Source organism: Saccharothrix hoggarensis, from assembly GCF_042678885.1.
In the GTDB taxonomy this organism is placed as follows: Bacteria; Actinomycetota; Actinomycetes; order Mycobacteriales; family Pseudonocardiaceae; genus Actinosynnema; species Actinosynnema hoggarensis.
Genome location: NZ_JBHTLK010000192.1, coordinates 1 through 14,001 on the forward strand (window position 1 = coordinate 1; position 14,001 = coordinate 14,001).

A 14,001-nucleotide genomic window follows, 5' to 3' on the forward strand; every position below is an offset into this window, starting at 1 on the left:
ATCTCCGCTGCCGGGCACGCCACCGCCGGCCACACCACCGCCGGCCACACCACCGCGCGTCCGCCCACCCCACGCCGCCCCGCCACCGCGGGCCTGTGCCTCGCCCTCACGGCCGTGCTCGCCGGCTCGATCCTCTGCGGCGTGGCGCTGGGACCGGTGGGCATCCCGTTCCGCGACGTCCTCCGCTTCCTCCACGCCGCCCTCACCCAGGGCCCCGTGGACGCCGCCGACGCGGGCCCCTACCGGATCGTCTGGGACATCCGCCTGCCGCGCGTCCTGCTCGCCGCCGTCGTCGGCGCGGGCCTGTCGGTGGTCGGCGTCGCGATCCAGGCGATGGTCCGCAACGCCCTCGCCGACCCGTACGTCCTCGGCATCTCCTCCGGCGCGAGCGTCGGCGCCACCGCCGTCGCGACCACCGGCCTGTTCGCCTCCCTCGGCATCTACGCCCTGTCCACGGCCGCGTTCCTGGCCGCCCTCGCCGCGATGGCCCTCGTCTACCTGGTCGCGGGCCGCAACCTCACCCCGCTGCGCCTGGTCCTCACCGGCACGGCCATGGCGTACGGCTTCTCGGCCATCGCCATGCTCCTGGTGTTCCAGTCACCGCGCGGCGAGGCGGCGCGCGCCGCGATGTTCTGGCTGCTGGGCAGCCTGGGCGGCGTCACGTGGGCGTCCCTGCCGATCGCGGCGGTGGTGGTGGCCGCCGGCACCGCCTACCTCCGGAGCCGCGCCAAGCACCTCAACGCGCTCTCGATGGGCGACGAGACCGCGACCACGCTCGGCATCGACGTCCTCCGCACCCGGACGGCGTTGTTCCTGGTCACGGCCGCCATGACGGGCGTCCTGGTGGCGGTCAGCGGCGCGGTCGGGTTCGTCGGCCTCATGCTGCCGCACCTGGTGCGCCTCACCGTCGGCGCGGACCACCGCAAGGTGCTCGCCGTGGCGCCGTTGGCGGGCGCGTGCTTCCTCATCTGGGTGGACGTCGCGGCACGCCTGCTCGCCGCACCGGAAGAGCTGCCCCTCGGTGTGATCACGGCCGCCCTGGGCGTGCCGTGCTTCATCCTGCTGATGCGCCGCCGCGGCTACGTGTTCGGCGGTCGCTGATGGACGTCCGACTCGACGGCGTCACCGTGGACGGCATCCTGGGCGGCATCGACCTGCACGCCCCGGCGGGCGAGGTGCACGGCATCGTCGGCCCCAACGGCAGCGGCAAGTCGACCACCCTGCGGTGCGTCTACCGGGCGCTGGCGCCGTCCGGGGGAGTGGTCCGCCTCGACGGCCGGGACGTCGCCGCGACCAAGGTCCGCGACACCGCGCGGCACCTGGCCGCGCTCACCCAGGACAGCCACGTCGAGTTCGACTTCACGGTCACCGAGGTGGTCGCGATGGGACGGCTGCCGCACCGCGCCACGCCCGAGCGCGACGCGGCGGTGGTGGCCGGCGCACTGTCCCGAGTGGACGCCGCCCACCTCGCCGACCGCAGCTTCCTCAGCCTGTCCGGCGGCGAGCGGCAACGCGTCCTGATCGCCCGCGCCCTGGCGCAGGAGCCGCGGGTGCTCGTCCTCGACGAACCCACCAACCACCTCGACATCAGCCACCAGCTCGCGGTGCTGGCGCTGGTCCGCGGCCTCGGCGTCACGGTCCTCGCGGTCCTGCACGACCTGAACCTCGCCGCCGCCTACTGCGACCGGCTGCACGTCCTCGACCGGGGCCGGGTGGTGCGCAGCGGCACGCCGGAGGACGTGCTCACGCCCGACGTCCTGCGCGAGGTGTTCCACGTCCGCGCCCACGTCGTGCGCCACCCCACCAGCGGCGTCCCCCAACTGCTGTTCGAACACCCAGCCGTCAACCCGATGGAGGTCGGTCCGTGAGAAGGCTCGTCGCGTTCACCCTGGTCCTGCTCACGGCGGGCTGCGGAGCCCGGATCGAGCCGGTCACGGCCACGCCCACCGCGACCGTCACGAACTGCGGGCGGCAGGTGTCGTACGCGGCGCCGTCCCGCGTGGTCACCAACGACACCGGCATCACCGAGCTGATGTTCGCGCTGGGCCTGGCCGACCGGATGGCGGGGTACGTGATCGGACCCGGGCAGGCCGGCGACGTGGCCTCGTCGCCGTGGCGGGCGGACTTCGAGCGCGTGCCGAAGCTCGGCGAGCAGATCACCAAGGAACTCGTGCAGGGCGCGCGGGCCGACCTCGTGTTCGCGGGCTGGAACTACGGGTTCTCGGAGAGCACCGGCTTCACCCCGGACTCGCTCGCGGAGCTCGGCGTCGCCACCTACCAGCTCACCGAGGCGTGCCGGAACGGCGTGGGCAGGCAGCGCGGCATCATGCCCCCGCTCGACGCGCTCTACACCGACCTGCGCAACCTGGGCCGCATCTTCGGCGTGGAGCGGAAGGCCGAGGAGCTGGTCGAGGGCTACCGGAAGCAGGTCGCGGACGCCGAGAAGCTGGTCACGGGCCACCGCCCGAAGGTGTTCCTCTACGACAGCGGGCTCGACCAGCCGTTCACGTCCGGCCGCAACGCCGCGCCGCACGACATCATCGGCAAGGCCGGCGGCGAGAACATCTTCGGCGACCTCGACGACAGCTGGACCACGGTCGGCTGGGAGGCCGTCGTCGCCCGCGACCCCGAGGTGGTCCTGATCAACGACTACGCGGACGGCGACGCGACCACCCCGGCCGAGAAGCGCGCGTTCCTGGAGTCGTACGGGCCGCTGGCGGACGTGGCCGCGATCAAGGAGAAGCGGTTCTTCGTGCTGCCGTACGCGGCCCTCGTGGAGGGCCCGCGCAACCCGGCCGCCATCGAGGCGTTCGCCAGGTTCCTCGCCGAGGGCTGAGAGATCGGGAACGGCGGTCGCACAGGACGGTCGGCGCCGAGGAGAGCCACCGCTAGCCGTCACCCACCATGTGGGACAACCCGTCCGTGGCTTGGTATCCGCGGACGGGTTGTGGCACCATCGGCGACGTGGCTCTCCACACCGTGATCATTATTTCTGAGCGCGTCGGGTAGTGCTCCCTCGAAGCACCCGACGCGCTGACCTCTCGCATCCTGCGGGGGGTCTTTTTGTTTTCCCGGATCTCTAGGAGCCCTCTCGTGACCCCCCTCGGCGATTCATTCCACGTCTTCGACACGACCCTGCGGGACGGTGCCCAGCGCGAGGGCATCTCCTACTCGGTCAACGACAAGCTGGCCGTCGCGCGGCTGCTCGACTCGCTCGGCGTGGGCTTCATCGAGGGGGGCTGGCCGGGCGCGATGCCGAAGGACACGGAGTTCTTCGCCCGGGCCGCGGCGGGGGAGCTGACGCTCAAGCACGCGCAGCTCGTCGCGTTCGGTTCCACCCGCAAGGCCGGGGTCAAGGTGCAGGAGGACGCGCAGGTCAGGGCCCTGCTGGCGGCCCAGACGCCGGTCGTGACGCTGGTCGCCAAGTCGGACCGCAGGCACATCGAACGGGCCCTGCGCACGGACGTCGCCGAGAACTGCGCCATGGTCCGCGACACCGTCCGGTACCTGGTGGACGAGGGCCGCCGGGTCTTCCTCGACGCCGAGCACTTCTTCGACGGCTTCGCCTTCGACCCGGACACCGCGCTGCGCGTGCTGGAGTCCGCTGTGGAGGGTGGCGCGGACGTCGTCGTGCTGTGCGACACCAACGGCGGCCAGCTGCCCCTGGGCCTGGCCGAGACCGTCGCCGACGTGGTCGCCCGCACGGGCTTCCGGGTCGGCATCCACTGCCAGGACGACACGTCCTGCGCGGTGGCCAACACCATCGCCGCGGTGCAGGCGGGGGCGACCCACGTCCAGTGCACCGCGAACGGCTACGGCGAGCGGGCCGGCAACGCCGACCTCTTCGCCGTCGTCGGGAACCTCGTGACCAAGCTCGGCCTGCCGGTGCTACCCACCGAGTCGCTGGCCGAGCTGACCCGGGTCTCCCATGCGCTGGCCGAGATCGCGAACATCGCACCCGACACCCACCAGGCCTACGTCGGGTCGTCGGCCTTCGCCCACAAGGCGGGGCTGCACGCGAGCGCGATCAAGGTTGATCCGGAGCTGTACAACCACATCGATCCGGACACCGTCGGCAACGACATGCGGGTGCTGGTCACGGAGATGGCGGGTCGGGCCAGTCTCGAACTCAAGGGACGTGAGTTCGGGATCGACCTGACCCGCCGGCCCGACGCGCTCACCAACGTGGTGCGCAAGGTCAAGGAGCTGGAGGCGGGCGGCTGGTCCTTCGAGGCCGCCGACGCCTCCCTGGAGCTGCTCCTGAAGGAGGAGCTGTCCGAACTGGACGAGCCACCCTTCGTGCTCGAGTCGTACCGGGTCGTGCTCGACCACCACCGGGACGGCAAGATCGTGTCCGAGGCCACCGTGAAGGTGCACGTGGCGGGTGAGCGGGTCATCGCCACCGCCGAGGGCAACGGCCCCGTCCACGCGCTGGACGCCGCGCTGCGGAAGGCCCTGCTGCCCCACCTGTCCTGGCTGGACGCGGTGGAGCTGAACGACTACAAGGTCCGCATCCTCCCCGGCTCCCACGACTCGGCCGAGCACGGCACCGACGCCGTCACCCGCGTGCTCGTGGAGTCCACCGACGGCGAGCGCGAGTGGACCACCGTGGGCGTGCACGGCAACATCGTCGAGGCCAGCTGGCTCGCCCTGTGCGACGCGCTGGTGCACAAGGCGGCCCGCGTCACGCGGTCACGAGGGTGAACCCCTCGGCCGCCAGGATGCGGTTGACGGGCAGGAAGAACGACGTGCCGCCGGACGAGCAGTTGCCGCTCGCGCCCAGCACGTGCCCCTGCGCCTGGGACCCGGTGAAGACGGCCGACCACTGGTCGCCGGGTTCCACGCACAGGTTCGTCCGGGTCAGCCCGTAGACGATTCCGTCCGGGTAGTGCACGGTGACGTTCTTGGCCAGCACGGTGCCGCACCGCAACCCGGTGGTGCGGCCCGCCATGCACACCTGGCCGCCGACCGGCGTCTCCAGCGAGCCGGTGACGCTGACGCCGGTCCCGGCGACGGTGGGGCGCTGGACCCACGCGGCCGTGTTGGTGATCCGGACGACCGCGTAGGTCTGCCGGACGGCGGTGACGGGCCCGATGTCGACGCCGCCGGGCCCGCGGACGGTCGTGCCGACCGGGCCGCACGTGGTCGCGATCAGGAGGTGGCCGCGCACGTTGAAGCCGTTCACGCAGCGCGCGCCGGTGGACGTGGTCAGGATCGTGCCGGCTTCCAGCGGGGTCGCCGCGGTCGCCGGGGTCGCCGTGGCGACCAGCAGGGTGAGGACGATCAGCAGGGTTCGCATCCCTTCGACGCTAGGGACGAACGGTGGGGTTTCAAGCCGCCGGTTAGGGTGATCTCCGTGCGCATTGCCCGTATCGCCCAACCGAATGGCCTCGCTTTCGCCGCGATCGAGGGCGAAGGCGACGACCTGACCGCCGTCGAGATCGCCGACGAGCCCTTCGCCAACCCGACCTTCACCGGTCGCCGCTGGCCGCTGGCCGACGTGCGCCTGCTCGCGCCGTTCCTGCCGCCCAAGATCGTCGCGATCGGCCGCAACTACGCCGAGCACGCCGCCGAGATGGGCAGCGAGGCGCCCGAGAACCCGTTGATGTTCCTGAAGCCCAACACCACCGTGATCGGGCCCAACGCGGACATCAAGCTGCCCGCCGCGTCCGAGCGGGTGGACTTCGAGGGCGAGCTGGCCGTGGTGATCGGCGTCGGCGGCCGGGACATCCCCGCGTCCCGCGCCCGCCAGTCGATCCTCGGCTACACGATCGCCAACGACGTCACCGCCCGCGACCTCCAGAAGGCCGACGGCCAGTGGACCCGCGCCAAGGGCTTCGACACGTTCTGCCCGCTCGGGCCGTGGGTGGAGACCGAGTTCGACCCGTCGGACGTCGCCATCCGCACCGAGGTGGACGGCGTGGTGAAGCAGGACTCGCGGACCTCGCTGCTGCTGCACGACATCCCCGAGCTGATCGAGTACATCTCCGCGGTGATGACCCTGCGCCCGCTGGACGTGATCCTCACCGGCACGCCCGCCGGCGTCGGCCCGCTGACCGCCGGGCAGACCGTCTCGGTGACCGTCGAGGGCCTCGGCACGCTCACCAACCCGGTCTCCCACCGCTGACGCGGGACGACCGCGCGCCCGTCTCCGGGGCGGCTCCCCGTCGCGGGGAGTCGCCCCGGGCCGCGTTCAGGCCCGTTCGATCCGCTCCGGCGCGCGCCGCGCGAACCGAGGCGCGTGCTCCGGCCGCAGCCCGATGCCCACGAGGTAGGCGGGCACCGCCTGGAGCACGGGGAACCGCCGGAGCAGCCGGATCGCGAACGGCACCCGGCCCCGGGCGGCGCTCGACGTGCCCTCCAGCGTCCCCTTCAGGAACGAGTCCTGGATGCGCCGCTGGAACGCCTGGGTCACCGCGGTCGGGAACCACCGCCGGCGCCGCACCTTCGCGAGCACCGCCTGGTCCAGCTCACCGCGCCGCAGCGGGCCGGCCACGATCCGCGCCGCCGCCACCGCGTCCTGCACGGCCAGGTTGATGCCGACCCCGCCGATGGGCGACATGGCGTGCGCCGCGTCACCGATGCACAGCACGCCGTCGCCGTGCCAGCGCCGCAACCGGTCCAGCTTCACGTCCAGCAGCTTCACGTCGTCCAGCGACTCGACGGCCGCCACCTTCTCCTCCAGCCACGGCAGGAGCGCCGTCACCCGCTGCCGGAACGCCGCGACGCCCTCCTCGCGCAGCAGCCGGTCGGTGCCCTTGCGGATCAGGAACGCGGCCTGGAAGTAGTCACCGCGGTTGATCAGCACCACCCCGCTGCCCCGGCCGAACCGGGCGAGCCCGCCCGACTCCTCGTCCGCGCGGCGCGGCAACCGGAACCACCACACGTCCATCGGCGCGCCGAACGCCCGCACCGGCAGCCCGGACTGCTCCCGCACCAGCGAGTGCCGCCCGTCGGCCGCGACCACGAGGTCCGCGCCCAGCTCCCCGGTCTCCCCGGACGCCGTGCGGTAGCGCACGCCGGTGACCCGTCCGCCCGCGCGCGTCAGGCCGGTCACCTCGGTGTCCATCCGCAGGTGGAACGCGTCCTCGCGCCGGCCCGCGTCGGCCAGCAGGTCGAGGAAGTCCCACTGCGGCACGAACGCGATGTGCTTGTGCGGGCCGGGCAGGCGGGACAGGTCGGCCACCGTCTGCGGCCCGCTGTCCAGCTGGACCCGCATCCGCTCGACCAGCTGGTGCGGCACCTCGGCGAACGACGGGCCGAGGCCCAGCTCGTCCAGCAACGTCAGCGTGGACGCGTGCACCGTGTCGCCGCGGAAGTCGCGCAGGAAGTCGCCGTGCTTCTCCAGCACCGTCACCTCGACCCCGGCGCGCGCCAGCAGCAACCCGCACACCATGCCCGCCGGTCCGCCGCCGACGACCACGACTCCGGTCCTCTCCATGACCATCCCCCTCTTTTCAACGTGAGTTGAATAAGTTCAGCATGCTCCTGAGCGGGGCCCAGGTCAAGGCGGATACGCTGATCGGGTCATGAGCGCATCAGCAGCCACCCCAGGAGGAACCGGCGCGGCGGTCCGCGTCCGGTTCTGCCCGTCGCCGACCGGCACCCCCCACGTGGGCCTCATCCGCACCGCCCTCTTCAACTGGGCGTACGCCCGCCACACCGGCGGAGCCGTGGTCTTCCGGATCGAGGACACGGACGCGGCCCGCGACTCCGAGGAGTCGTACCTGTCGCTGATCGAGGCCATGCGGTGGCTCGGTCTGGACTGGGACGAGGGCCCGGAGGTCGGCGGCCCGCACGCGCCGTACCGGCAGAGCCAGCGGCGCGACCTGTACGTGGACATCGCCAAGCGCCTGTTCGAGGCCGGTGAGCTGTACGAGTCGTTCTCCACGGCCGAGGAGATCGAGGCGCGCCGCAAGGCCGCCGGCCAGGACCCGAAGCTCGGCTACGACGGCTTCGACCGCGGCCTGACCGACGAGCAGCGCGCCGCGTTCCGCGCCGAGGGCCGCGAACCCGTGCTGCGGCTGAAGATGCCCGACGAGGACATCACCTGGGTCGACCTCGTGCGCGGCGAGATCACGTTCAAGGCGGGCAGCACGCCCGACCCGGTGCTGGTGCGCGCCAACGGCGACCCGCTGTACCCGTTCGTGAACCCCGTCGACGACGCCCTGATGGGCATCACGCACGTGCTGCGCGGCGAGGACCTCCTGCCGTCGACGCCCCGCCAGATCGCGCTGTACCAGGCGTTGACGCGGATCGGCGTGACCACGTTCACGCCCGAGTTCGGCCACCTGCCGTACGTGATGGGCGAGGGCAACAAGAAGCTCTCCAAGCGCGACCCGCAGTCGAACCTGTTCCTGTACCGGGACCGCGGCTTCGTGCCCGAGGGGCTGCTGAACTACCTGGCGCTGCTCGGCTGGTCCATCGCGGACGACCGCGACATCTTCACGGTGTCCGAACTGGTCGAGGCGTTCGAGCTCGACAAGGTGAGCGCGAACCCGGCCCGCTTCGACCTGAAGAAGGCCGAGGCCATCAACGCCACCCACCTGCGCGCCCTGCCCGTCGAGGACTTCGTCAGCCGCGTGGTGCCGTACCTGGTCAAGGACGACGTGCTGCCGCCCGAGCCGACCGAGGAGCAGCTGGCCCTGCTGTCCGGCGTGGCGCCGCTGGTGCAGGAGCGCCTGGTGGTGCTGTCCGAGGCGTCCGGGATGGTCCGGTTCCTGTTCGTCGCGGAGGAGGACTTCGCGCCCGAGGAGGACTCCGCCGCCAAGGCGCTGGGCGAGGACGCCCGGCCCGTGCTGGAGGCGTCCATCGCCGCCCTCGAATCCCTTCCGGAGTGGACTGCGACGGCCATCGAAGAGGCGCTGAAAGCGTCCCTTGTGGACGGAATGGGCCTGAAGCCGCGCAAGGCCTACGCGCCGGTGCGGGTTGCCGTGACGGGCCGTACCGTCTCGCCTCCGCTCTACGAATCCATGGAACTGGTGGGCCAAAGTCGCTCGATCGGGCGATTGCGTCGCGCGCTCGGGGCAATCTGACTGGTGCGTTCGGGCGGTCAAGCGGTGCTTGACCGTGCAAGAACCACGAGATATCACCTCTCTGGTCGAGTCGGACGAGGGGTGACCGCACCTAGCCTCACGGGGTGACAACCGCAGCCCCGACTTCCACCCCTCGGAGAACCGGCGAGATCCGGGCCGTGTGCCTCGACGTCGACGACACCCTCGTCGACTACAGCACCTCGTCCCGGGCCGCCCTGGCCGCGATGGTCGGCAGCGCCGACGCCTGGCCGCTGTGGCAGCGCATCACGGACGAGCACTGCGAACGCCTCCTCGCCGGCGAGCTCGAGTACGAGTCGATGCGGAACATCCGCACCCGGGCGTTCTTCGCCGCGCTCGGCGAGGAGTTGGACCAGGAGGAGGCGACCCGCCGGGAACTGCACCGGCAGGAAGTCCTCGCGGCCGGCTGGCGGCTGTTCCCCGACGTCGTCCCGTGCCTGGAGTGGCTGCGGGCCACCGGCCTGCCCATCGCCGCCGTGAGCAACGCCTCAGGGCGCCACCAACGGGTGAAGATCGCGACCCTCGGGCTCGCCCAGTACTTCGACACGGTGCTCATCGCGGGCGAGGTCGGCGCCGCGAAACCGGACCGGGTGATCTTCGACACCGCCTGCGCGGACCTCGGCGTCGACCTGTGCGACACGGTGCACGTGGGCGACCGCCTCCACGCCGACGCCATCGGCGCGCGCGACGCCGGCATGAAGGGCGTGTGGCTGAACCGCCAGGGCCCGCGCGAGGGCGCGCTGCCCGCCGGCATCTCCGCCATCAGCAGCCTCGCTGAGCTGCCCGAACTCCTCGTCTGCGAGCTGTCGGCCGCCTCCGCGTGACCCCGATTTCCGTTCCGCCGGGGCCGTGGTCTAGTATTCCTCCCGGCGGAACGGACAGCCCCCAAAGCCCAGGACAAGCGCCTGGACGATGAGGTAAGTTGATCGGGAAACCAATGGGGTATGGTGTAATTGGCAGCACGACTGATTCTGGTTCAGTTAGTCTAGGTTCGAGTCCTGGTACCCCAGCTGGGCGGTAGGAAAGACAGTGTGATAAGCTACCGCCCGACGCAGGACAGCAAGACAAGATGATAAACTGAATACACAAAGCAAGTTCTCGGCCCCGTCGTCTAGCGGCCTAGGACGCCGCCCTCTCAAGGCGGTAGCGTGGGTTCGAATCCCATCGGGGCTACAGACCCGGGAGATCCCCGTTTCGCTTACGCGAAACGGGGATCTTTCGCATTTACACCGGGGGTCCGACCCCCGGACCCCGGGCAGGCGGGCTCCGCCCCCTGCACTCCCGGCAGGGGCTTCGCCCCCGGCACCCCCATCGGCGCTGTGCGCCGTGTCTGCGACGGTCCGGTTGAGGACTCGGCGGGTGCCATTGACGTGCTTGGGTGACTGCCTGGTTCGCCTGCGGCGAACTTCGGCTGGGGCCGGCTGGCACGTGGTCCGACCCGGCTGACCAGCGTGTCAGTGCTGCTGCGGCTTGCTGGTGGCCCATGCGGGCGTGGCTCGCGGTGGGCCACCAGCTTGCGGTGGGTTGTCGGGTGCCCAGGGGTGGCGGGGCGGGGTGGCGGAATGACGGTGGCCACCCGTGTGGCGGTCAGAGGCGCGTTTGCAGGGCTTCTGCGGCGGCCAGGAGGTCCGCGGCCCACCTGGCGCCCGGACGGCGGCCCATGCGGTCGATGGGGCCCGAAACGGAGACCGCGGCCACTACCGAGCCCGTGCTGTCGCGGACCGGTGCGGAAACGCTCGCCACTCCCGGTTCGCGTTCCGCCACGGATTGCGCCCAACCGCGGCGGCGCACTTCCAACAATGTGCGCTCGCCGTACACGGCGTCGGCCAGAACGGAACGCTGGGTTCCGGGATCGGCCCATGCCGCGAGCACTTTCGCGCCCGAGCCGGCCGTCATCGGCAATCGCGCGCCGATCGGCACGGTGTCGCGCAAACCACTCGGGGGTTCGGCGGAGGACACGCAGATCCGCTGCATCCCGTCCCGCCGGTACAACTGGACGCTCTCGCCCGTGATGTCGCGCAACCTCGGCAACACCGAGGACGCCGCGTCGAGCAGCGGGTCGGTGGCCCCGCCCGCCAACTCCGCCAGTGCCGCGCCTGGACGCCAGCGCCCGTCCGAACCCCGTCGCAACAACCGGTGCACCTCGAGCCCGACCGCCAACCGGTGCGCGGTAGCCCTCGGCAAGCCCGTCCGATTGCACAACTCGGCGAGCCCACACGGATCCTTTGCGACGGCGTTCAAGACAGCCACTGCCTTGTCCAGCACGCCGATCCCGCTATGCTGTCCCACAAGCCGATACTAACTTCCCACTGTCTGGGAAGTCCAGATCTATCGACTGTCCAGATCTTGGGAGAGTTGCGATGAGCCGCACGCTCGCGGAGAAGGTGTGGGAAGCACACGTCGTGCGCCACGGCAGTGGCGCGGAGCCGGACCTGCTCTACATCGACCTCCACCTGCTGCACGAAGTGACCAGCCCGCAGGCGTTCGACGGCCTGCGCCTGGCCGGTCGGCCCATCCGCCGACCGGACCTCACGATCGCCACCGAGGACCACAACGTCCCGACCGTGGACATCGAGTTGCCCATCGCCGACCCCGTGTCGCGCACCCAGGTCGAGACGCTGCGCAAGAACTGCGCGGAGTTCGGCGTGCGGCTGCACCCCATGGGAGATGCCGAGCAGGGCATCGTGCACGTCGTCGGGCCGCAGCTCGGCCTGACCCAGCCCGGCATGACGGTCGTCTGCGGTGACAGCCACACGTCCACGCACGGCGCGTTCGGCGCCCTCGCGTTCGGCATCGGCACGTCCGAGGTGGAGCACGTGATGGCCACCCAGACGCTGCCGCTGCGGCCGTTCAAGACGATGGCCATCACCGTGGACGGCGAGCTGAAGCCCGGCGTCACGGCCAAGGACATCATCCTCGCGGTCATCGCGAAGATCGGCACCGGCGGCGGCCAGGGCTACGTCCTGGAGTACCGGGGCCGCGCGATCGAGGCGCTGTCGATGGAAGCGCGCATGACCGTGTGCAACATGTCCATCGAGGCGGGCGCCCGCGCGGGGATGATCGCGCCGGACCAGACCACGTTCGACTACATCGAGGGCCGCCCGCACGCGCCGTCCGGCGCGGACTGGGACGCGGCCGTGGAGTACTGGAAGACGCTCCGCACCGACGACGACGCCGAGTTCGACGCCGAGGTGCGCCTCGACGCCGACGAGCTCACGCCGTTCGTCACCTGGGGCACGAACCCCGGCCAGGGCCTGCCGCTGAGCGCCAGCGTGCCCGACCCCGAGGCCATCGTCGACGAGAACGAGCGCGTGGCCGCCCAGAAGGCCCTGACGTACATGGGGCTGGAGGCGGGCACCCCGCTGCGCGACATCCGCGTCGACACGGTGTTCCTCGGCTCGTGCACCAACGGCCGCATCGAGGACCTGCGCGCCGCGGCGGACGTCCTGCGCGGCCACAAGGTCGCCGACGGCGTCCGGATGCTCGTCGTCCCCGGCTCCATGCGGGTGCGCGCGCAGGCCGAGTCCGAGGGACTGCACGAGGTGTTCCTGGCGGCGGGCGCCGAGTGGCGCCAGGCCGGCTGCTCGATGTGCCTGGGCATGAACCCGGACCAGCTCAAGCCGGGCGAGCGCAGCGCGTCGACCTCCAACCGAAACTTCGAGGGCAGGCAGGGCAAGGGTGGCCGCACCCACCTCGTCTCGCCACTCGTGGCCGCCGCCACCGCCGTGCGGGGCACGCTGTCGTCGCCCGCCGACCTGGTCTGAGGGAGTTCTACGAACATGGAAGCGTTCACCACGCACACCGGGGTCGGCGTTCCGCTGCGCAGGTCCAACGTGGACACCGACCAGATCATCCCGGCCGTCTACCTCAAGCGCGTGACCCGCACGGGCTTCGAGGACGGCCTGTTCGCCGCCTGGCGCGGCGACGAGCAGTTCGTGCTCAACCAGGAACCGTTCCGCGCGGGCAGCGTGCTGGTCGCCGGGCCGGACTTCGGCACCGGGTCGTCCCGCGAGCACGCCGTCTGGGCGCTCATGGATTACGGCTTCCGGGTGGTCATCTCGTCCCGGTTCGCCGACATCTTCCGGGGCAACTCGGGCAAGCAGGGCCTCGTGGCGGCCCAGTGCGAGCAGTCCGATGTCGAATTGCTGTGGAAGCTCCTGGAGAACGAGCCGGGCACCGAGGTCACCGTCGACCTGACGAAGAACACCGTTGTGGCGAAGGACTTCACCGCGCCCTTCACCATCGACGAGTACACCCGCTGGCGGCTGCTGGAGGGATTGGACGACATCGCCCTGACCCTGCGGCACGCCGAGGAGATCGGGGAGTTCGAGCAGCGCAGGCCGGGTTGGTTGCCCACCACCGATCCGCTGCCCCTGAGCTAGTCCGAAGGGGTCGGATTCCCCTCCGAACAGCGGGAATCCGACCCCCCGGAACCCTCCGGGGGTCGCCGGGGTGTCCCTCGACAGGTCGTAATTGCCCACGCCACAACGGAAAATCTGGCGTGGCGATTGGTATTTCCTTGCATATGGGCTTACCGTGGGCATTCAGTCGGCCCGACTAGGGCCGTGAGCGTCCTGGGAGGGACTGAAGGTGAACAAGGCCCAGCTCATCGAGGCGCTCGCCGAGCGCCTTGGCGACAAGAAGAACGCCGCTGCCGCTGTCGACGGCATCGTCGACGTCATCGTCCGCAGCGTCCACAAGGGCGAGAAGGTCAACATCACCGGCTTCGGTGTCTTCGAGAAGCGTGCCCGCGCGGCCCGCACCGCTCGCAACCCCCGCACCGGTGAGACCGTGAAGGTCAAGAAGACCAACGTTCCCGCGTTCCGCGCGGGTTCGACGTTCAAGGACGTCATCAGCGGCACGAAGAAGCTGCCCCGCGTGACGGCCGCGAAGCCCGCGGCCGCGGGCGCCGCCAAGCCGGCCGCCGCGACGAAGGCCCCGGCGACCC

At 71.1% G+C, this 14,001-nt stretch carries 13 protein-coding genes and 2 tRNA genes; 12 read left to right on the top strand and 3 right to left on the bottom strand.

Annotated elements, in window-relative coordinates; translation table 11 throughout:
* The first annotated feature begins 93 nt into the window (after positions 1-93).
* The 4 genes from ACFQ3T_RS27480 (at position 94) to cimA (ending at position 4,704) form a co-directional block, all read left to right on the top strand.
* Entirely contained in the window at positions 94-1,101 is a 1,008-nt protein-coding gene (locus ACFQ3T_RS27480) for a FecCD family ABC transporter permease (protein WP_380727404.1), read from the top strand.
* A complete protein-coding gene (locus tag ACFQ3T_RS27485) occupies positions 1,101-1,868 on the top strand; it encodes a heme ABC transporter ATP-binding protein (protein WP_380727382.1) in 768 nt (255 codons plus the stop codon). Before ACFQ3T_RS27480 ends, ACFQ3T_RS27485 begins: the two co-directional genes overlap by 1 nt.
* Positions 1,865-2,836 (top strand): ABC transporter substrate-binding protein, encoded by a 972-nt coding sequence (locus tag ACFQ3T_RS27490; protein WP_380727384.1) that lies wholly within the window; start codon positions 1,865-1,867, stop codon positions 2,834-2,836. The genes ACFQ3T_RS27485 and ACFQ3T_RS27490 overlap by 4 nt, the downstream gene beginning before the upstream one ends.
* Before the next feature lie 257 nt (positions 2,837-3,093).
* Positions 3,094-4,704: a citramalate synthase gene (gene cimA, locus ACFQ3T_RS27495; RefSeq protein ID WP_380727386.1), complete on the top strand. Its 1,611-nt coding sequence runs from the start codon at positions 3,094-3,096 to the stop codon at positions 4,702-4,704.
* Here the strand turns inward: cimA and ACFQ3T_RS27500 are convergent.
* The gene (locus ACFQ3T_RS27500; RefSeq protein ID WP_380727388.1) at positions 4,685-5,299 is read right to left on the bottom strand and encodes a S1 family peptidase; all 615 of its coding nucleotides are present in this window, start codon (positions 5,297-5,299) and stop codon (positions 4,685-4,687) included. The genes cimA and ACFQ3T_RS27500 overlap by 20 nt on opposite strands.
* Before the next feature lie 57 nt (positions 5,300-5,356).
* On the opposite strand from ACFQ3T_RS27500, the gene ACFQ3T_RS27505 reads away from it, so the two are divergent.
* On the top strand, positions 5,357-6,127 hold the full coding sequence (locus tag ACFQ3T_RS27505) for a fumarylacetoacetate hydrolase family protein (protein ID WP_380727390.1): 771 nt from the start codon (positions 5,357-5,359) through the stop codon (positions 6,125-6,127).
* A 66-nt stretch (positions 6,128-6,193) separates the two neighbouring features.
* On the opposite strand, the gene ACFQ3T_RS27510 is transcribed toward ACFQ3T_RS27505, so the two are convergent.
* On the bottom strand, positions 6,194-7,441 hold the full coding sequence (locus tag ACFQ3T_RS27510) for an FAD-dependent oxidoreductase (protein ID WP_380727392.1): 1,248 nt from the start codon (positions 7,439-7,441) through the stop codon (positions 6,194-6,196).
* A gap of 88 nt (positions 7,442-7,529) precedes the next feature.
* On the opposite strand from ACFQ3T_RS27510, the gene gltX reads away from it, so the two are divergent.
* The 4 genes from gltX (at position 7,530) to ACFQ3T_RS27530 (ending at position 10,226) form a co-directional block, all read left to right on the top strand.
* Positions 7,530-9,035: a glutamate--tRNA ligase gene (gene gltX / locus ACFQ3T_RS27515; RefSeq protein WP_380727394.1), complete on the top strand. Its 1,506-nt coding sequence runs from the start codon at positions 7,530-7,532 to the stop codon at positions 9,033-9,035.
* A 104-nt stretch (positions 9,036-9,139) separates the two neighbouring features.
* A complete protein-coding gene (locus ACFQ3T_RS27520) occupies positions 9,140-9,877 on the top strand; it encodes an HAD family hydrolase (protein ID WP_380727396.1) in 738 nt (245 codons plus the stop codon).
* A 114-nt stretch (positions 9,878-9,991) separates the two neighbouring features.
* Positions 9,992-10,063, top strand: a tRNA-Gln gene (locus ACFQ3T_RS27525).
* Positions 10,064-10,153: 90 nt separating this feature from the next.
* Positions 10,154-10,226: transfer RNA gene (locus tag ACFQ3T_RS27530), tRNA-Glu, on the top strand.
* Between the two features lie 414 nt (positions 10,227-10,640).
* Here ACFQ3T_RS27530 and ACFQ3T_RS27535 read toward each other — a convergent pair.
* Positions 10,641-11,342, bottom strand: coding sequence for an IclR family transcriptional regulator (locus ACFQ3T_RS27535; RefSeq protein WP_162470707.1), 702 nt, complete (start codon positions 11,340-11,342; stop codon positions 10,641-10,643).
* A gap of 71 nt (positions 11,343-11,413) precedes the next feature.
* Between ACFQ3T_RS27535 and leuC the strand changes: the two genes are divergently transcribed.
* From leuC to ACFQ3T_RS27550, 3 genes are all read left to right on the top strand, one after another.
* A complete protein-coding gene (gene leuC / locus ACFQ3T_RS27540) occupies positions 11,414-12,817 on the top strand; it encodes a 3-isopropylmalate dehydratase large subunit (RefSeq protein WP_380727398.1) in 1,404 nt (467 codons plus the stop codon).
* Between the two features lie 15 nt (positions 12,818-12,832).
* The gene (gene leuD, locus ACFQ3T_RS27545) at positions 12,833-13,435 is read left to right on the top strand and encodes a 3-isopropylmalate dehydratase small subunit (RefSeq protein ID WP_380727400.1); all 603 of its coding nucleotides are present in this window, start codon (positions 12,833-12,835) and stop codon (positions 13,433-13,435) included.
* A gap of 208 nt (positions 13,436-13,643) precedes the next feature.
* On the top strand, positions 13,644-14,001 hold a 358-nt coding region (locus tag ACFQ3T_RS27550), incomplete at its 3' end, for an HU family DNA-binding protein (RefSeq protein WP_380727402.1).

Bases quoted from the DNA above. Each gene is read 5' to 3' on its own strand.
- ACFQ3T_RS27485 (WP_380727382.1), top strand. From the start codon at position 1,101: ATGGACGTCCGACTCGACGGCGTCACCGTGGACGGCATCCTGGGCGGC.
- ACFQ3T_RS27500 (WP_380727388.1), bottom strand. From the start codon at position 5,299: ATGCGAACCCTGCTGATCGTCCTCACCCTGCTGGTCGCCACGGCGACC.
- ACFQ3T_RS27510 (WP_380727392.1), bottom strand. From the start codon at position 7,441: ATGGAGAGGACCGGAGTCGTGGTCGTCGGCGGCGGACCGGCGGGCATG.
- gltX (WP_380727394.1), top strand. From the start codon at position 7,530: ATGAGCGCATCAGCAGCCACCCCAGGAGGAACCGGCGCGGCGGTCCGC.
- leuC (WP_380727398.1), top strand. From the start codon at position 11,414: ATGAGCCGCACGCTCGCGGAGAAGGTGTGGGAAGCACACGTCGTGCGC.
- leuD (WP_380727400.1), top strand. From the start codon at position 12,833: ATGGAAGCGTTCACCACGCACACCGGGGTCGGCGTTCCGCTGCGCAGG.